At 64.4% G+C, this 16,222-nt stretch carries 17 protein-coding genes; 7 read left to right on the top strand and 10 right to left on the bottom strand.

Annotation, left to right across the window (positions count from 1 at the left end; all coding sequences use genetic code 11):
* Positions 1-120: 120 nt before the first annotated feature.
* The 3 genes from DKB74_RS08815 to DKB74_RS08805 all read right to left on the bottom strand — a co-directional run bounded on the left by DKB74_RS08815 (position 121) and on the right by DKB74_RS08805 (position 2,916).
* Positions 121-861, bottom strand: coding sequence for a DUF4336 domain-containing protein (locus DKB74_RS08815; protein ID WP_109807794.1), 741 nt, complete (start codon positions 859-861; stop codon positions 121-123).
* A 92-nt stretch (positions 862-953) separates the two neighbouring features.
* Entirely contained in the window at positions 954-2,018 is a 1,065-nt protein-coding gene (gene recF, locus DKB74_RS08810) for a DNA replication/repair protein RecF (RefSeq protein ID WP_109807793.1), read from the bottom strand.
* 118 nt (positions 2,019-2,136) lie between these two features.
* Positions 2,137-2,916: a Coq4 family protein gene (locus DKB74_RS08805; protein WP_109807792.1), complete on the bottom strand. Its 780-nt coding sequence runs from the start codon at positions 2,914-2,916 to the stop codon at positions 2,137-2,139.
* A 115-nt stretch (positions 2,917-3,031) separates the two neighbouring features.
* Here DKB74_RS08805 and DKB74_RS08800 point away from each other — a divergent pair, with 115 nt between their 5' ends.
* Positions 3,032-3,862, top strand: coding sequence for a hypothetical protein (locus DKB74_RS08800; RefSeq protein ID WP_109807791.1), 831 nt, complete (start codon positions 3,032-3,034; stop codon positions 3,860-3,862).
* Positions 3,863-3,910: 48 nt separating this feature from the next.
* Here DKB74_RS08800 and dnaN read toward each other — a convergent pair whose 3' ends face one another.
* The 3 genes from dnaN to DKB74_RS08785 form a co-directional block, all read right to left on the bottom strand.
* Entirely contained in the window at positions 3,911-5,023 is a 1,113-nt protein-coding gene (gene dnaN / locus DKB74_RS08795) for a DNA polymerase III subunit beta (RefSeq protein WP_109807790.1), read from the bottom strand.
* A gap of 153 nt (positions 5,024-5,176) precedes the next feature.
* Entirely contained in the window at positions 5,177-5,839 is a 663-nt protein-coding gene (locus tag DKB74_RS08790) for an outer membrane protein (RefSeq protein WP_109807789.1), read from the bottom strand.
* 164 nt (positions 5,840-6,003) lie between these two features.
* Positions 6,004-6,600 carry an outer membrane protein gene (locus DKB74_RS08785; RefSeq protein ID WP_109807788.1) on the bottom strand — a complete coding sequence of 199 codons (597 nt, stop codon included), beginning with the start codon at positions 6,598-6,600 and terminating at the stop codon, positions 6,004-6,006.
* 152 nt (positions 6,601-6,752) lie between these two features.
* Between DKB74_RS08785 and DKB74_RS08780 the strand changes: the two genes are divergently transcribed.
* Both DKB74_RS08780 and DKB74_RS08775 read left to right on the top strand, forming a co-directional pair.
* Entirely contained in the window at positions 6,753-7,406 is a 654-nt protein-coding gene (locus DKB74_RS08780) for a histidine phosphatase family protein (RefSeq protein WP_109807787.1), read from the top strand.
* Positions 7,406-7,891, top strand: a complete 486-nt coding sequence (locus DKB74_RS08775; RefSeq protein ID WP_109808237.1) for a hypothetical protein — start codon at positions 7,406-7,408, stop codon at positions 7,889-7,891. The genes DKB74_RS08780 and DKB74_RS08775 overlap by 1 nt, the downstream gene beginning before the upstream one ends.
* Before the next feature lie 4 nt (positions 7,892-7,895).
* Here the strand turns inward: DKB74_RS08775 and DKB74_RS08770 are convergent, their stop codons facing one another.
* On the bottom strand, positions 7,896-8,846 hold the full coding sequence (locus DKB74_RS08770) for a LysR family transcriptional regulator (protein ID WP_109807786.1): 951 nt from the start codon (positions 8,844-8,846) through the stop codon (positions 7,896-7,898).
* 148 nt (positions 8,847-8,994) lie between these two features.
* Here DKB74_RS08770 and rlmN point away from each other — a divergent pair, with 148 nt between their 5' ends.
* A complete protein-coding gene (gene rlmN / locus DKB74_RS08765; RefSeq protein WP_109808236.1) occupies positions 8,995-10,179 on the top strand; it encodes a dual-specificity RNA methyltransferase RlmN in 1,185 nt (394 codons plus the stop codon).
* Between the two features lie 43 nt (positions 10,180-10,222).
* Positions 10,223-11,071 carry an oxygenase MpaB family protein gene (locus DKB74_RS08760; protein WP_109807785.1) on the top strand — a complete coding sequence of 283 codons (849 nt, stop codon included), beginning with the start codon at positions 10,223-10,225 and terminating at the stop codon, positions 11,069-11,071.
* Between the two features lie 127 nt (positions 11,072-11,198).
* Here DKB74_RS08760 and DKB74_RS08755 read toward each other — a convergent pair whose 3' ends face one another.
* The 3 genes from DKB74_RS08755 to DKB74_RS08745 form a co-directional block, all read right to left on the bottom strand.
* Positions 11,199-12,059 carry a hypothetical protein gene (locus DKB74_RS08755; protein WP_109807784.1) on the bottom strand — a complete coding sequence of 287 codons (861 nt, stop codon included), beginning with the start codon at positions 12,057-12,059 and terminating at the stop codon, positions 11,199-11,201.
* Positions 12,060-12,307: 248 nt separating this feature from the next.
* The gene (locus tag DKB74_RS08750; RefSeq protein WP_109807783.1) at positions 12,308-12,913 is read right to left on the bottom strand and encodes a flavin reductase family protein; all 606 of its coding nucleotides are present in this window, start codon (positions 12,911-12,913) and stop codon (positions 12,308-12,310) included.
* Positions 12,914-12,969: 56 nt separating this feature from the next.
* Positions 12,970-14,571: a helicase HerA-like domain-containing protein gene (locus tag DKB74_RS08745; RefSeq protein ID WP_109807782.1), complete on the bottom strand. Its 1,602-nt coding sequence runs from the start codon at positions 14,569-14,571 to the stop codon at positions 12,970-12,972.
* An 84-nt stretch (positions 14,572-14,655) separates the two neighbouring features.
* Here DKB74_RS08745 and DKB74_RS08740 point away from each other — a divergent pair, with 84 nt between their 5' ends.
* Positions 14,656-15,423, top strand: coding sequence for a cytochrome b/b6 domain-containing protein (locus tag DKB74_RS08740; protein ID WP_420822402.1), 768 nt, complete (start codon positions 14,656-14,658; stop codon positions 15,421-15,423).
* Entirely contained in the window at positions 15,420-16,181 is a 762-nt protein-coding gene (locus DKB74_RS08735) for a molybdopterin-dependent oxidoreductase (RefSeq protein WP_109807781.1), read from the top strand. The genes DKB74_RS08740 and DKB74_RS08735 overlap by 4 nt, the downstream gene beginning before the upstream one ends.
* The last annotated feature ends 41 nt before the right edge of the window (positions 16,182-16,222 follow it).

Genomic DNA, 16,222 nt, shown 5'->3' with positions numbered 1-16,222 from the left:
GGCACTCCGGCTGTTTTGCGGCGGCAACCGAATGTCCGGTTTCGGTGGGCAGATAGCGGGAACCAGACAGTCGCGAACCGGCCCACGACAGGACATGGATGGCCGGCCCATATCGCGCCCTCACAACACCCAGCGAAACCCCTTGCGCACAGCTTCGACGCCGCCCGTTTCGTGCCATGCGCCATGGGCCAGGATCACGCGTTCGGGTTCCCATGCCAGCATCTGCTGCGCTGCCGCGCGTACTGCCTTGCGGTGGCGCCAGAAGCTCAGGCGCATGTCGATCGGGGCGGAGCCTGTGGGAGCAGCGGCGCCTGCCCATTGGATAAGCTTGCGCAGCAGCCAGGGGTGGACGCGCTGCGGTTCGAAATTCTCGATCAGATCGGTGAGGATCAATGTGCGGCTGGGGCGGTGAAAGAAATCGGCTTCGTTGAGGATGCTGCCGCACACCAGCAGCTGATCGATCGTGCCGGCCCATGCCTCCGGCGCCTGTCCGGTCAGCGTTTCTCCGTCGGGCAGCGGGCGCTTGGCCTTTTCGGGCAGGCCGGGGACAAGATGCAGCTGCGCGTCGGGAAAGCGCTTCGCCCAGTCGGGGACATACCAGTAATGGATGGTGTTGGGCGCGACGATGTGGCGGATCGGGCCGATATCGGCGAGCCGCGCGGCGAGGCCGTCATGCCATGCCACCGGCGAATGCAGCCACAGCCCGCCATCGGGCAGCCGCACCACTGTCATCCGCGTGGGAAAGGGGATGCTGAGCCCCATCATCCCGAACCCGATCGACGGACCGTCGACGATCCAGATATCGTCGGCCACCGGCTTGGGCACGTTGAGCGGGCGGTAACTGTCGTGCCGGCCTGCCATCGACCCGGTCTCCTTTGATATGGGTGGTGCGGGGCCGCTCTAAACCGGTCGGGCGCGCGGCGATAGGGCGGCAAGCGGCGCCGCGAAAAGGATCAGGTCGCGATGGCGCCGTCCGCCACGCGATAGCGCGTTGCTTCGCCGGGGACGGCTTCGAACAACTGGGGTTCGGTGCCGGTCATCCACACCTGACCGCGCCCGGCGAGCCGTTCGAACAGCGCGGCGCGGCGCAGCGGGTCGAGATGCGCGGCGACTTCGTCGAGCAGCAATATCGGCGCGCGGCCGGTACGATCGGCAACCAGCTCGGCATGGGCAAGCACGATGCCGAGCAGCAGCGCCTTTTGCTCGCCGGTCGAACACAGGCCCGCCGCCTGATCCTTGGCGAGATGCGTGACGATCAGGTCGACGCGATGCGGGCCGGTTAGCGTGCGCCCGGCGGCGGCGTCGCGGCTGCGCCCCTCGGCAAGCGCACGGGCGAGCGCGGCGGCATCGCCCTCCCATCCTTCGAGCGCCAGTGCGGCGCGGGCGAACACCCCCTCGGGCTGATCGGCGAGCCGCGCGCCGAGATGCGCGACGGTATCGCGGCGCGCGGCATCGAGCGCGGCGCCATGTTCGGCCATGCGCGCCTCAAGCGCGGCAAGCCATTGCGGATCGGGGCGTGCATCGTCGGCAAGGATGCGGTTGCGCTGGCGCATCGCGGCTTCGTATCGGCTGGCATGCTGGCCATGGCCGGGGGCGAGCGCGAGCGTGAGGCGATCGAGAAAGCGGCGGCGCTCGCCCGCCGCCTCGACAAAGATGCGGTCCATCGCCGGAGTGAGCCAAAGCACGCTCAGCCGCTCGGCGAGCGCCGATGCGGAGGCCGCCGCGCCGTTGATGCGGACGATGCGGCGTTCGGGTGCCTGCGGCTCGGTGCCGGTGCCGATTTCCGCATCGCGCAGCGTCGCGGCAACGCCGAACCCGCCCGATCCGCCCTGCCGTGCCATATCCGCCAGCGCCGCGCGCCGCAGCCCGCGCCCCGGCGCGAGCAGCGACACCGCCTCCAGCACATTGGTCTTCCCCGCGCCATTCTCACCCGTCAGCACGACAAAGCCCGGGCCGGGCATCAGCACGGCATCGGCATGGTTGCGAAAATCGGTGAGGACCAGGCGGGATAGAGCCATGCAGCGTCTCTAGCGGAGGCTGGGCGCGCGGGACAGAGGGGGCGATGTCTTCAAGGGTTCTGGACTTATGCAGGGCAAAGTAAGCGGCGCGGGCTGGCGATGGCCTGACCCGCAGCGGTCAGAGAGCGGAAATGCCCGATGCGGCCAGCCGCGCCTGCGCTTCGCGGTAGCGAATCGGGTCGGCGATGTTGAGCCGCCTGCGCGCGGCGTCGAGCGGTTCGGCCATTAGCCGCTCATAATCCTCGCCATGCAGCCAGTGCGCGGCCTTGCCATGGCGATAGCCTTCGCGGATCGCGCGCAGCACCGCGAGGTTGCCGGTCGTGCGGACGCTTTTCAGCCCGCCGCCGAGCGCGATGAAGCCCCAGCCGAGCCCGCGCGTCTGTGCATAGCTGAACGCGACGAGGCAGAGTTCGCCGAGATGTTCGTCGGCCTTGTACCCGGTCAGGATGTGCCAGATGTCGTGGATGTCGCGTTCGCGCCGGCCCATCCAGGCATAGGGATGTTCGACATCGCCATGCTGAAAGGCGCCTTCGCTGCGGCTGACTTCGGCCAGTCCCATCGCCGAATAGCCGGTGCTGTCGAGAAACGCACGATAGGCTGCACCGACTGTCCCCGGGGGCAACGAATCGATCCACGCACGATCGGAAAACCGTTCGGACAATTCGATCCGGCGATAGGCGAGCTGCCCGCCCTGCGCCGTTGCCAGCAGGCGGCGATAGCTGCGCTGCGACACATCGGCGTTGAGCGCGCGCATGATCCGGAACACCTGGGCAGTGTCGTCGCCATTGGCGAGCAGGCGGCGCAGCGCGTCGAACGCCGTGCGCCAGTCGCGGCGCAGCGGAGCGCCGGGGTTCAGGGGGGCCTGCGCGGGCGGCGATGGGATCGGGGCGTGTTGCATCGGTTTCGGTCCGGCGGCCTATATCCCGCTCGTGGTGAAAATGCGACGCCGTGATGTAATCGACTTGCGTGAATAAGAACTTGCGGCAACATTCCGATAACTTTCGGGGGGAAGCATGCGCATACTATTCATCGCAGCATTGCTGTTTTCACTTGGCGGATGCGAAGTCGATCGGGACGGTGCCGTTCCTGCGACCATCGCGCATTTTGATCGCGGCGGGGTGCGCGACGGCATGGTCGTCTATATCGCCACCCGAACCGACGAAGCGAAGCTCGAATCGGGCACATGGTCGCTGCTGACGCGAGGCGATACCGATTTCATCATCGGGCCCGACATGCACCGCGAAGGCAACAAGATGGTGCGCGAAAATGCGGCCGCCACGCGTCACGACCTGCTGATCGTCCTGGGCGAGCATCAGGACGCGCAGATGCAGACCTATGCCGATGTGATGATGCGCAACGGCATGCAGCCGCCAGAGCCCGAGCCGCTTCCCGAAGTCGCGGTGATCGACATGGGGCGGGAAATCGTCGCCGGCGTTCCCGGCACACTCCATCGCATCGCCTACAAGGACAAAGACGAAAGCGGCTATGTCGAAGTCGTGCTGACGCAGGACGAGCGGCTTAAGGATGTCGGCAGGCTGTTCGCGCTGTTGCTGGCACCGGGAGACGCGCTGCCGCGCGACATATATGGCCGCGAAAACCCCGTTGCGGCGGCGCTCGCCAAACTGGCGGCTCGCGGAACGGTGTTGCGTATCGCGGTGCTGAAGCCGGGGCGGGCGGTGCCCGACGATCTCTATCGGCTGACCGCAGTCGAGGACGGCTGGACCGATCCGGCGCGGTTCAAGCTGCCGGTGCGGACCTATGACCTGAACGGGCTGCGGCAGAATCGCGGCGTCGGCACGCTGTTTCGCGGTGCCGAAGGGTTCAGCCAACAGGACGCGATCTGAAAGGGCGGGCGCGGAGCTTCATCCTCCACCCCGCCCGTCAGATGCGGATTACACGCGCATCGGCATCAGTACGTAAAGCGCCGGGGACTTGTCATTTTCGCGGATCAGCGTCGGCGCGGATGCGTCGGCAAGATGGACTTCGACCATATCGCCTTCGATCTGGCCGAGAATATCCATCAGATATTTGCTGTTGAAGCCGATTTCGAAGCCGGTCGCGGCATATTCGCCGGGCACTTCCTCGGCCGCTGCGCCGTTTTCGGGGCTGGTGACCGACAGGATCACCTTGTCGCGTTCGAGCGCCATCTTCACCGCGCGCGTCTTTTCGGTGGCGATGGTCGACACGCGATCCACGCCCTGCATCAGGCTTTTGGGATCGAGCTTGAGCAGCTTGTCGTTGCCGGTGGGAATGACGCGAGTGTAATCGGGGAAGGTACCGTCGATCAGTTTCGAGGTCAGGATCGCCTGACCCAGATCGAAGCGGATCTTGCTGCCCGAAAGCGACACGCCGACCGATCCGTCGACTTCGTCGAGCAGCTTGCGCAGTTCGCCGACGCATTTGCGCGGCACGATCACGTCGGGCATCGATTCGGCGCCGTCGGGGCGCGGCACGGTGACGCGGGCGAGGCGGTGGCCATCGGTCGCGGCGGCGCGCAGCATCGGCGTCGATTCGTCGGCGACGTGCAGGAAGATGCCGTTCAGATAATAGCGCGTCTCTTCGGTCGAGATCGCAAAGCGCGTCTTGTCGATGATCTGCTTGAGCGTTTCGGCGGGCAGTTCGAACGTCGTCGGCAATTCGCCCTCGGCGATCACCGGGAAATCGTCGCGCGGCAGCGTCGCCAGCGTGAATTTGGCGCGGCCGGCCGTCACCTGAATCCGGCCTTCGGAGGCGGAAAGCTCGACCTGCGCCCCTTCGGGCAGCTTGCGCGCGATATCGAACAGCGTGTGCGCGGAAACCGTGGTCGCGCCCGGTTGATCGACGGCGGCGGGGATGGTTTCGTCGATCTGAAGATCGAGGTCGGTCGCCATCAGCCGGATCGTGCCCGAAGCCTGTGCCTCGATCAGCACGTTCGACAGGATCGGTATCGTATTACGCCGTTCGACCACCGACTGGACGTGGGAAAGCCCCTTGAGCAGCGTTGCGCGTTCGATCGTCGCCTTCATCACTTCAAACCCCCGGGATCGTGCCCATTATTATTCCGGCCACGGTTGCTGCCCGCGATACCGCACGCCGTTCATCTTCTCTAACGCGAAAAAGGGCCGGAGCAAGCTGCTCCGACCCTTCATGCACAGCAAATTCGTGCAAATCGCTTCCGATCAGAAGCGGAAGCCCACGCCGGCCATCACCTGGTGACGATCGGTGTCGACTTCGAACGTGTTCGTCGTCGTGCCGTCGTCGAACGTGAAATCGGCGTCGGTATAGTTGCTGTAGCGATATTCGAGCTTCACATAGCTGTTGGTGCCGATCGCCTGTTCGACGCCCGCGCCGACGCGCCAGCCGTCGAGATCGAAGTGATCGCGCAGCTCGGTCGTGCCGTCGGTGGCGAGCACGTTGAGACGGCCGTTGGTGTAGCCGCCCTTTGCATAGAGCAGCGTGCGCGGGGTGACCGGAACGCCGACGCGCGCGCCGACATAGATGTCGCGGCCGGTGCCGACTTCACCATAGCCAAAATAATTGGGGTCGGAGGTGTTGGCGTCGACCTTGCCGGTCGAATCCGTCAGTTCGGCTTCGGCGCCGACAACGACGCCGCCCAGGTTCATGTCATAGCCGACATCGAAACCATAGGTGAAACCGTCGACCGTCTGGTTGTCGCCATCAACGTCCGAATCCTCGGTGCTGCCGGGGCGAATGCCGTCGTAGCCGCCGAGAATGGTGCCGCGCAGACCGGTGAAGGTGGGATCCGACGACTGGGCCGCGGCGGGAGTCGCAAGCGCCGTGGTGGCGGCAAGGGCGACAGTGGCGATCATGAGGGTACGCATTGGAAACTCCTTGAAGCGTTACTTTACTGGCCCGCATCAACTCACGGGCGGATTGCACAAGCGCTTGTGGCGCCGCAGCGTTTCATGAACGCCAGATAAACAACAAAAACCGTTGCATTTCTGCCACAGATGCTGCGGCGCCGCGTGGCTTGCGATGGGTCGGGTCAGAAGCGGATGCCGACGCCGCCGACAATCTGGTGACGGTTCACATTGGCATCGAAATCATTGCCCGAACCATAGTGCGAAAAGCGATATTCGCCCTTCACATAGACATTGCCGGTCAGTCGCTGTTCGACGCCCGCGCCGAGGCGATAGCCGTCGAGATTTTCGCTGTCCGACAAATTGGTCGCACCGACGGTATAATCGGCATCGATGCGCGCATTGGTGTAGCCGCCCTTGGCATAGACGAGCGTGTTGGGCGTCACGAGCCCGCCGAGGCGGACCCCGGCATAGAGATCGCGGCCTGGGGTGGAGCGCATCGTGTCGCCGGCAACGAGCACGTCGGTCGCAGTCGCCTTGACCGTCGATCCGGTGATTTCGCCTTCGACACCGAACACGACGCCGTTCGTCTGGTAATCATAGCCGATCGCACCGCCGTAGAGCAGGCCGTTATAGCCTTCGTCCGCATCGCGATCGACGACGATGTCGAGGCCGAGCACCGCTTCGGCGCGCGGGCCGGAGAATGGCGTATCCTGCCGCTGCGCAAATGCAGGCGTGGCAAGCGCCGAGGCGGCCAGCGCGGCAAGAATCATGGTACGCATAATGGGGTCACTCCCTTGGATATCGTTGTGCTGGCGTCTCGATCGGCGCCACGGGTGTGCTATTGAGATAAGTCACCTTGCGGGCACATGAACGAAACGCGGCGGAAAAAAGAAGATTGCGTTCTTTCCGTGGCACGGGCGAAAGAGAGCGGATGACGGCTCGCACGCAGCGCAGGGGACGCGACTTCATCGCCCGGCACGGGGAAACCGTGTTCAACGCCGCGCGGCGGATGCAGGGGGATCATCTTCATACGCCGCTGACGCGAGCCGGCTTTGCCCAGGCCGATGCGATGGGCGCGGCGCTGCGCGAAATATTGGGGCCGCAGCCGAAGCTCACCCTATGGTCCTCTTCGGCAGGCCGCGCGCTGCAGACGCTGGCGGTGATTGCCGAGCATCTCGAGCTCGACTGGCATGATGCGCGGCATGACGACCGGCTGGTGGAGATCGGCCTGGGCGACTGGTCGGGCCGCTATTATGCCGATCTGGCGAAGGAGGAGCCGGCGTTCCTCGACGCCGAGCAGCGCCTGTATCGGACGCGACCGCCCGGGGGCGAATGGTATGACGGCATTGCGGCGCGGGTTTCGCACTGGCTCGACGATACCGACGACGATCCGGGCGATCGGCTGGTGCTGATGCACGGCATGTCGAGCCGGGTGCTGCGCGGGGTGATGACCGGCATCGATGTGTTGCCGCAGTTCGACGCGCCGATCGCGCCCGATCTGCCGCAGGGATCGCTGGTGATGATCGAGCGCGGCGTCGAAACGCTGGTGCATCGCGCGGGCGCCAGCGCGGCGGCGCCGGCATGATGATCCGTCTTGCGCTGCTGGCGCTGGTCGCGGCCCAGAATGTTGCGGCCCAGACTGTGGTGGGACGCGAATCGCTGGGCGTGTTCGAAAGCTGGGGTGCGTTTCGCGATGCCTCGCCACATCGTTGCTATGCCATCGCCGAGCCTGCGCGCGGACGGTATCGCGATCCGCTTCCGTTCGTCAGCATCGCCAACTGGCCGGGCGAGCATATTCACGACCAGCTGCATGTCCGGCTGAGCCGCGAACGCCATCCCGATGCCGCAGTGACGCTGGCGATCGGCGAGCGGCGGTTCGAGCTGATTGCGGGCGAGCGCGACGCATGGGCGCCGGATGCGGCCACCGATGCCGCGATCGTTTCGGCGATCCGATCGGGGCGGAGCCTGAGCGTCGAGACCACGGCGCGCAACGGTCGCAGCTTTGCCGATGTCTATGCGCTGGGCGGCGCGGCGACGGCGATCGACGCGGCGGCGCTGGGCTGTCGCTGACCGGTCAGTCGCTTGTCGGTGCGGCGGGCCAGTTGGCGGGGGCAAGCCGCTGGAGCGGGGCGCCGGCCCGTATCGGCAGTGCGTCCGCCAGTGCATCGAACACCGCGCGGACGCGCGCCAGCGGGCGCAGATCCTCGTGATAGGCGAGCCAGATTTCGTGCTGAAGATCCGCGCTGTCGGTGAACAGCGGCACCAGCGCCGGATCGCGCCGGGCGAGCGGTTCGGGGCACAGGGCGATGCCCAGTCCGGCACGCAGTGCGGCGAGGACGCCCGACGATGTGTCGAAACGCAGCCGGGGCTGGTCCGGCGCGACTGAAATTCCTTTGCTGGAACAGGCGCGCAAGATCGCGGCATCGGGGAAGCGTCCGATCAGGACGTGATCGTGAAGCGCCTCTGCCGATCGCGGCGTGCAATGCGCCTTCAGATAGTCGCGATGCGCGTAGAGACCCAATGTCAGCGATCCGATACGTGTCGCGATCAGTCCGCTCTGTTCGGGTTGCGCCAGCCGGACCGCAATATCGCAGTCGCGTGCCAGCGGCGCATCTTCGTCGCCGGTCGTGGAAAACTCGATCGCCAGATCCGCGTGCCGGGCGAGCAGCGGGCCGAACAGCTGCGGCAGGATTTCGTCCGCCAGAACCGCATTGGCGGAGATGCGAACGGTGCCGGCCACTTCGCCGGGCGGGGCGGATGCCGCCCGCAGGAACGCTGCGGATGCCGCCGCCATCGCCTCGGCATGGTCGCGCAAGGCGAGCGCCAGTTCGGTGGGGCGCAGTCCGGTCGGCGAGCGATCGAACAATGCCGCCCCGGTTTGCGCCTCCAGTTCCTCGATACGCCGCCGGACGGTGGGCTGCGCCAGACCCAATGCGCGCGCGGCGGCGGAAATGCTCCCTTCGCGCAGCACCGTCAAAAACGCGCGCTGACGCTCCCAATCCTGAGGGATGTCGTCGGAGATCATATATTATTTGTAACCCATGGCTTGCCGTTGCGCAATTTATGTTGAGCCCGATGGGGATTTGCGCACGCCGGGACGCGAGAAGGGGGCCATGGAAAAAGGCAGCGGTTTCGCTTATATGGCGGCGATGCAGCAGACTGAGCAGCTTTCCATGGCCATGCCCGGCCATATCGATCCCGTGCCCGTTCCGCGCACGCCGGTGCCGCGCCCCGATGGCCGCATCGACCTGCTCGGCCTGTCGAAAGACGATCTGCGGATGGCGCTGGAAACGTCGCAGCTTGAGCCCAAACAGGCAAAGCTGCGCGCGAAACAGCTGTGGCACTGGATCTATAATCGCGGCGCGACCGATTTTTCGGTGATGACCGACATTTCGAAGGCAATGAAGCCGTGGCTCGAAGCGCGCTTCGTCATCAGCCGCCCCGAAGTCGTCGAGGCGCAGGTTTCGACCGACGGCACGCGCAAATGGCTGCTGCGTTCGCCCGACGCGCAGGATTATGAAATGGTGTTCATCCCCGATGCCGATCGGGGGACATTGTGCGTGTCGAGTCAGGTGGGCTGCACGCTCAATTGCCGTTTCTGCCATACCGGGACGATGCGGCTGGTGCGCAACCTGACCGTCGGCGAAATCGTCGGCCAGGTGATGCTGGCGCGCGATTCGCTGGGCGAATGGCCGAGCCAGCCCGAGGGGCGGATGCTGACCAACATCGTCATGATGGGGATGGGCGAGCCGCTGTATAATTTCGACAATGTCCGCGATGCGCTCAAGCTTGTCATGGATGGCGACGGGCTTGCGCTGTCGAAGCGGCGCATCACGCTTTCCACGTCGGGCGTGGTGCCGCAGATGGAGCGGTGCGGCCAGGAGATCGGCGTCAATCTTGCCGTCTCGCTGCACGCAGTGACCAAGGAAGTGCGCGACGAGATCGTGCCGATCAACCGCAAATACGGGATCGAGCAGGTGCTTCAGGCATGCGCCGATTATCCCGGCGCGAACAATGCGCGGCGCATCACCTTTGAATATGTGATGCTCAAGGACAAGAATGACAGCGACGATGATGCGCGCGAGTTGGTCCGGCTGCTCAGGAAATATAAGCTGCCGGCCAAGGTGAACCTGATTCCGTTCAACCCCTGGCCCGGCGCGCCGTATGAATGTTCCGATCCCGACCGGATCAAGGCGTTCAGCAACATCGTGTTCGAAGCAGGCATTTCCGCGCCCGTCCGCACCCCGCGCGGGCGCGATATCGATGCGGCGTGCGGACAGCTGAAAACTGCGTCGGAAAAGAAGAGCCGCGCCGAGCTCGACCGCCTGGCCGAAGAAGCGGAGCGGCAAGAGGCATGATGCCGGGGGCATCATGCAGCCGCGAAGCTCTGGCCGCGCTGGGATGAGCGCGGCGGACGCATTGCGCCGGATGATGATCGGCGAAGTGCGTTCGTTTTTTCATGACGCGGCCAAGGGCGATGGCCCGGTGATGCGATCCGACGATGCGCTGTTGCCGCGCGATTCGATTGCATGGCGCGTCCATGGCGATGTGATGGGGATGATGATCGGCGGCGTATCGGCGCTGCTGCTGCAAATGCTGCATCCCGCCGCGCTGGCGGGGGTGTGGGACTTTTCCAATTTCCGGCAGGATATGCACGGGCGGCTGCGACGCACCGCGGGGTTCATCGCCGTTACCACCTATGCCGAACGCGCGCGCGCCGAGGCGGCGATCGCGCGGGTGCGTGGCATCCATGCACAGGTGGCAGGCACCTTGCCCGACGGCACCCCCTATCGCGCCGACGATCCGCATCTGCTCGCCTGGGTCCATGCGGCCGAATCGCTTAGCTTCCTGAGGGCGTGGCAACGCTATGGCGATCCGCGCATCAGCACCGCCGATCAGGACGCCTATTTCGCCGAAGTCGCTTATGTATCCCGCGCGCTGGGCGCCGATCCGGTGCCCAAAACGCGCGCCGATATGGAGGCGCTGCTCGACATTTACCGCCCCGAATTGCGCGCCGACGCACGCCGCGCCGAAGTCGCGCGGCTGGTGCTGCGCCAGCCGCCGCAGAAACTCGCGCTCGCCCCGGTGCAGGCGCTGGTGATGCAGGCGGCGGTCGATCTGTTGCCCGACTGGGCGCGCGATATGCACGGCCTGCGCGTCTTGCGTCTAACCCAACCCGCCTTTCGCGGTGCCGCGCGCGGCATCGCCGGCACGCTGCGCTGGGCCTTTGCGACACCTGCGCAAGGTTAGGGGGTGTGTGCAAACTTGAACGTCCGGTTTCGCCCCAATTTGGGCAATTCCACCGGTCGTTATCTTTCTCTGAAAGCCGCCGCTCGTCCAGGCTAATGCGGATGGCAGCCGTCTAGATGGCCTATGATCAGAACTGCGTTTTGAAGGAGCGGGAGACGCTGAACGGTGGGAAATTTGGCTGTCGTAACGACGATTGCAGCAAGTCAAAATACCGCGCCCAAGCGAAATCATTTGTGATCTCAACGGGCCGCTCAAACGTGTATAGGTCGAAATCATCTATCCTACCGGTCACCCGGTAGCGCGCCTTCGCAATAGGTGTGACGTAAAGCCGGATCGCATAGCGAATGTTGTTCAGAAACTCCGCGATATTGCTTGCATGGAAGGCAAGTAAATGTGTGTGGAACCAATCCCAGCAATCAGGGAGTGCGCTATACGCCTGGCTCTCATCGATTTTGACACCATTCTCGGCGAGGATGGTCTGCAAGCGCTTGGCTTGGCCGCCAAGCCGGAGAAAATTATGCTTGCCTATGTCGCCGCTCATCCGGATGAAATCGATCCGCTTAATACGCAGATCAAGCTTGATGGAAATGTTTGCGAGCCAAACGCGCTCAACCTCTGCATAGTCCTCTAGCCAATCGCTGAACGCTCCTACGATCCGAGCCAATTGGACGACATCACTGCCGATTAGCGGGGCGTCGCATACGCGCTGAAGATAGAATAAGCTGGTGTGATCGACGGCCCTGCCACCCTCCGGTGGCTTGGGCAGTCCGAAGGGAATAGGGGCTCTTCCAAGTGCTTTCACCGGCGAAAGGAAATCACGCAGCAAAGTGCCGAACAGCCTAAGAGATTCCGAGGTTTGCGGAAGCAGGTTAGTATCGTGCCGTTTCTCTCCTAGCGGGCAGAAGATCGCGTGATTGACCATGTCGTCGACCATGCCGATGACAGCACTCAGTATGATAGCTTCCTGTTCGATTGCTGAGAATTGCATCGGAATTCCGCTCGCCCCTTTGCTGCTTTAACACGCGCGCGGCCCCAATCCTTTAATGGTTCGTAGTGGATACTGCCCTTGGCACCTCGCGAGAAAAGGTTTCTTAATGTTCGCAATGGGGCCGACTGGTGCCGTGGCTGATTGCTTGATTTGAACGGCAGCTTTCTGCTTTTCACCGCTCCGAACCTGCCAGTCAGCAAGCCACCCATCTCAGACCTTTCAGTCCCTGCCAAATTTGTCCACGCGCCCTAGCCCGGCCGCCGCATCAGGAACTTCTCGCCTACTTCGAAATAATCGGCCGGGCCGCCGCCGCGCAGGATCGGGCGGGCGCGGGTGGTTTGGTAGATGCCGTTCTCGAGCAGCGCCTTGTCGATATGGATCGCCATTGCCTGGCCCAGCACCATCCAGCTGTCGATATCGCTGCCGTCGGCGGCAGTAAGTTGGACGATCTGCGTCACCTTGCATTCGAAATGCACCGGGCTGGCCGCGACGCGGGGCGGGGTGACGGTTTCGGATGGATGCGTTTCGAGCCCGGCAAGGTCGAATTCGTCGGCATCAGTCATCGCCGATGTGGTGTTCATCACTTCGGCGAGATCGCGGGTCGCGAGGTTCCAGACGAATTCGCCGGTCGCCTTTGCGTTCGCCACGCTGTCCTTCCACCCCACCGAGCAGAAGCCGATGATCGGCGGGCGATAGTTGAACAGGTTGAAGAAGCTGTAGGGCGCAAGGTTGCGCTTGCCCTCGGTCGATAGCGTGCTGACCCATCCGATCGGTCGCGGCGCGACGATGGCGTTGAGCGGGTCGTGCGGCAGGCCGTGGCCGTCGGCGGGGCGGTAGCTGTGGAAATCGGTCATGCCGGGCCAGATGCGGTCGCGGGGGCACGGGCGCAAGGGGGGCGAGTGTTGGTCCGCTACCCCCGGAACAGGCCGCCCAATATGCCGCGCACCAGTTTTTGCCCCGCCGCGCGCGACTGGCGCGTTGATTTGCCGAAGATTGCGGCGCCGACGGCATTGCCGAGCTGGCGCCCGATCGATGTGGAGGCGGAGCGGGCGGCGCTGTTCGCCATCTTGCCCCAGGGCGAGTTGGCGGCGGCGCGATCGGCCTCGCGCTGCTGGCGGGCGGCTTCCTTGGCGGCGCGTGCTTCTTCCTTCGCACGGGCGGCGGCCGCCTTTTCGGCTTCGTCCTGCGCCTTTTCCTGCGCGGCGGCAGCGGCGGCTTCCTGCGCCTTGGCGGCAAGGATTTCCTCGGCCGATTCGCGGTCGATCGCCATATCGTATCGGGCGCCGACCGCATCGGTTTCGATCAGCAGCTTGCGTTCCTCCGGCGTCACCGGGCCGACGCGGCTCATCGGCGGCTTGATCAGCGTGCGATCGACCGGGGCGGGCGCGCCATCGGGCTGCAGCAGCGACACCAACGCCTCGCCGACCCTCAGCTCGGTGATCGCAGTGACGACATCGACGCCGGGATTGGCGCGAAAGGTTTCCGCCGCCGCCTTGATCGCCCTTTGCTCCTTGGGCGTGAAGGCGCGCAGCGCGTGCTGGACGCGATTGCCCAGCTGGCCTGACACATCGTCGGGCACATCGACCGGGTTTTGCGTGACGAAATAGACGCCGACGCCTTTCGACCGGATCAGGCGGACGACCTGCTCGATCTTTTCCGACAATGCCTTGGGCGCATCGTCGAACAGCAAATGGGCTTCATCGAAAAAGAAGACGAGTTTGGGCTTTTCCGGATCGCCGACTTCGGGAAGCGTTTCGAACAGTTCGGAGAGCAACCAGAGCAGGAAGGTGCCATAGAGCCGCGGGCTCGCCATCAGCTTGTCGGCGGCGAGCACGTTGATGATGCCGCGTCCGTTGTCATCGGTGCGTAGGAAATCGGCGATGTCGAGCGCGGGTTCGCCGAAGAAATGCGCCCCGCCCTGGCTGCGCAGCTGGAGCAGCGAGCGCTGGATCGCGCCGACGCTGGCCTTGCTGACATTGCCGTAGCGCGTCGAAAGTTCGTCGGCGCGCTCGGCGCAATGGGCGAGCATCGCCTGAAGATCGTCGAGGTCGAGCAGTAGCAGCCCTTCCTCATCCGCCAGGTGAAAGGCGATGGTCAGCACGCCTTCCTGAACATCGTTGAGGTCCATCAGCCGCGACAGCAGCAGCGGCCCCATTTCGGAAAGCGTCGCGCGGACCGGGTGGCCCTGTTCGCCGAACAAATCCCAATATTGCACCGGCATCGCGCGATAGGCCCAGTCGGTATAGCCGATTTCGGCCGCGCGCTTCGAAAAGGGTTCGTGCGTTTTCGCCATGGGCGATCCGGCCATGCCGAGGCCCGACAGGTCGCCCTTCACATCGGAAACGAACACCGGCACCCCGGCGTCGGAAAATCCCTCGGCAATCCCCTGCAGCGTCACGGTCTTGCCGGTGCCGGTCGCGCCCGCGATCAGCCCGTGGCGATTGGCGCGTTTCAGCATCAGTAACTTTTGCGCGTCGCCCGCCGAACCCAGATAGATGCTGTCTGAAGCCATGATCCCTTCCCCCTCGCGCTCGCCCGAACTCCTAGGCCGGGGCGGCGCGTTCGTCTATCGTCGGGCAGCGACAGGAGGCAGCGCGTGAGCGAAGAACTGCAGCGGGAGACGATAACCCAAGCGCCTGCGCGGCAGGTCGTTTTCCGGCACCGGCTGGCAACGCGAATCTGGCATTGGGTCAATGCGGTTGCGATCATCATCCTGATCGGCAGCGGCATGGTGATTTCGGACGCGCATCCGCATCTTTATTGGGGCAATTACGGCGCCAATTTCGATACGCCCTGGCTCAGCCTGCCGCGGTTCGTCGATTTCGGGCCGGTCATCGGCGACTGGCAGATCACCATTCCCAGCTATTACAGCCTGGCGCTGGCGCGGCGATGGCATTTGTTCTTCGCGCTGGTCTTTGCGTTCGGACTGCTCGCCTTCATGATCGCCAGCCTGTTCAACCGGCATTTCCAGCGCGATTTGCGGCTGCGCCTGCCCGATCTGCACTGGCGGGCGCTGTGGCATGATTTTCGCGCGCATCTCGCCTTTCGCTTCCACGATCCGGCGCATCCCGACCGCTATAATGTCTTTCAAAAGCTCAGCTATGTCGGGGTGATCTTTCTGCTGATCCCGCTGATGATCTTCACCGGGCTGGCGCTGTCGCCGGGGATGGATGCGGCCTGGCCATGGCTGCTCGATATATTCGGCGGGCGGCAATCGGCGCGATCGGTGCATTTCATCTGCGCATCGCTGATCACGTTGTTCATCATCGTCCATCTGACTTTGGTGATCCTGGCCGGGCCGTTCAACGAAGTGCGTTCGATGATCACCGGCCGCTGGCGCGTGCCCGAAGGAGACGGGGAATGAGCCGCCTGATATCCCGCCGCGCCGTCACGGCGGGGCTCGTCACCGGTGCGGGTGCGCTGCTCACCGGGTGCGACGCAGTCGGGCGTAACGAAACGGCGAAGGCGCTGTTGTTTCAGGGCGAGGATTTTCACCGGACGCTGCAACGCAGATTGCAGGGGCGCGACGCGCTCGCGCCCGAATATCGCCCCGACCAGATGAGCCCGCGCTTTCGCACCAATGGCGCGACCAATCCGGGAACCGACGAATATCGTGCGCTGGCCGCGGACGGGTTTCGCGACTGGCGGCTGCAGGTGCGCGGTCTGGTCCGCCGCCCCTTGTCGGTCAGCCTGGCACAGCTGCGCGCATTGCCGCAGCGCGCGCAGATCACGCGCCACGATTGCGTCGAGGGGTGGAGCGCGATCGGCAAATGGCAGGGGCCACGCCTGTCGCATCTGCTCGACCTTGCGGGGTTGCGCGAGGATGCGAATTATATCGTCTTCCATTGCGCCGACCGGCACGGATCGACGGCCTATTATGAATCGATCGACCTGATCGATGCCTTCCATCCGCAGACCATCCTTGCCTGGGCGATGAACGACCGGCTGTTGTCGATCGGCCATGGCGCGCCGGTGCGGCTGCGCGTCGAACGCCAGCTGGGATACAAGCAGGCGAAATATGTGATGGGCATCGAAGCGGTCGCGAGCCTTTCGAACATCGGGCGCGGCAAGGGCGGCTTTTGGGAAGATGTCGCCGATTACGACTGGTATGCCGGCATCTGATCGATTCAATCGATCGCAAAAATCGTGGAATCGCTATGGCG

It is taken from the genome of Stakelama portus (genome assembly GCF_003171655.1).
Lineage (GTDB): Bacteria > Pseudomonadota > Alphaproteobacteria > Sphingomonadales > Sphingomonadaceae > Sphingomonas > Sphingomonas portus.
The sequence above is the reverse complement of the archived record's forward strand: the minus strand, read 5'-3'. Positions and strand labels throughout refer to the sequence as shown.

What these genes read in the sequence shown, in the direction of transcription:
- DKB74_RS08815 (WP_109807794.1), bottom strand. Translation starts at nt 861, where the DNA reads ATGGCAGGCCGGCACGACAGTTACCGCCCGCTCAACGTGCCCAAGCCG.
- recF (WP_109807793.1), bottom strand. Translation starts at nt 2,018, where the DNA reads ATGGCTCTATCCCGCCTGGTCCTCACCGATTTTCGCAACCATGCCGAT.
- DKB74_RS08805 (WP_109807792.1), bottom strand. Translation starts at nt 2,916, where the DNA reads ATGCAACACGCCCCGATCCCATCGCCGCCCGCGCAGGCCCCCCTGAAC.
- DKB74_RS08800 (WP_109807791.1), top strand. Translation starts at nt 3,032, where the DNA reads ATGCGCATACTATTCATCGCAGCATTGCTGTTTTCACTTGGCGGATGC.
- dnaN (WP_109807790.1), bottom strand. Translation starts at nt 5,023, where the DNA reads ATGAAGGCGACGATCGAACGCGCAACGCTGCTCAAGGGGCTTTCCCAC.
- DKB74_RS08790 (WP_109807789.1), bottom strand. Translation starts at nt 5,839, where the DNA reads ATGCGTACCCTCATGATCGCCACTGTCGCCCTTGCCGCCACCACGGCG.
- DKB74_RS08785 (WP_109807788.1), bottom strand. Translation starts at nt 6,600, where the DNA reads ATGCGTACCATGATTCTTGCCGCGCTGGCCGCCTCGGCGCTTGCCACG.
- DKB74_RS08780 (WP_109807787.1), top strand. Translation starts at nt 6,753, where the DNA reads ATGACGGCTCGCACGCAGCGCAGGGGACGCGACTTCATCGCCCGGCAC.
- DKB74_RS08775 (WP_109808237.1), top strand. Translation starts at nt 7,406, where the DNA reads ATGATCCGTCTTGCGCTGCTGGCGCTGGTCGCGGCCCAGAATGTTGCG.
- DKB74_RS08770 (WP_109807786.1), bottom strand. Translation starts at nt 8,846, where the DNA reads ATGATCTCCGACGACATCCCTCAGGATTGGGAGCGTCAGCGCGCGTTT.
- rlmN (WP_109808236.1), top strand. Translation starts at nt 8,995, where the DNA reads ATGGCCATGCCCGGCCATATCGATCCCGTGCCCGTTCCGCGCACGCCG.
- DKB74_RS08760 (WP_109807785.1), top strand. Translation starts at nt 10,223, where the DNA reads ATGAGCGCGGCGGACGCATTGCGCCGGATGATGATCGGCGAAGTGCGT.
- DKB74_RS08755 (WP_109807784.1), bottom strand. Translation starts at nt 12,059, where the DNA reads ATGCAATTCTCAGCAATCGAACAGGAAGCTATCATACTGAGTGCTGTC.
- DKB74_RS08750 (WP_109807783.1), bottom strand. Translation starts at nt 12,913, where the DNA reads ATGACCGATTTCCACAGCTACCGCCCCGCCGACGGCCACGGCCTGCCG.
- DKB74_RS08745 (WP_109807782.1), bottom strand. Translation starts at nt 14,571, where the DNA reads ATGGCTTCAGACAGCATCTATCTGGGTTCGGCGGGCGACGCGCAAAAG.
- DKB74_RS08735 (WP_109807781.1), top strand. Translation starts at nt 15,420, where the DNA reads ATGAGCCGCCTGATATCCCGCCGCGCCGTCACGGCGGGGCTCGTCACC.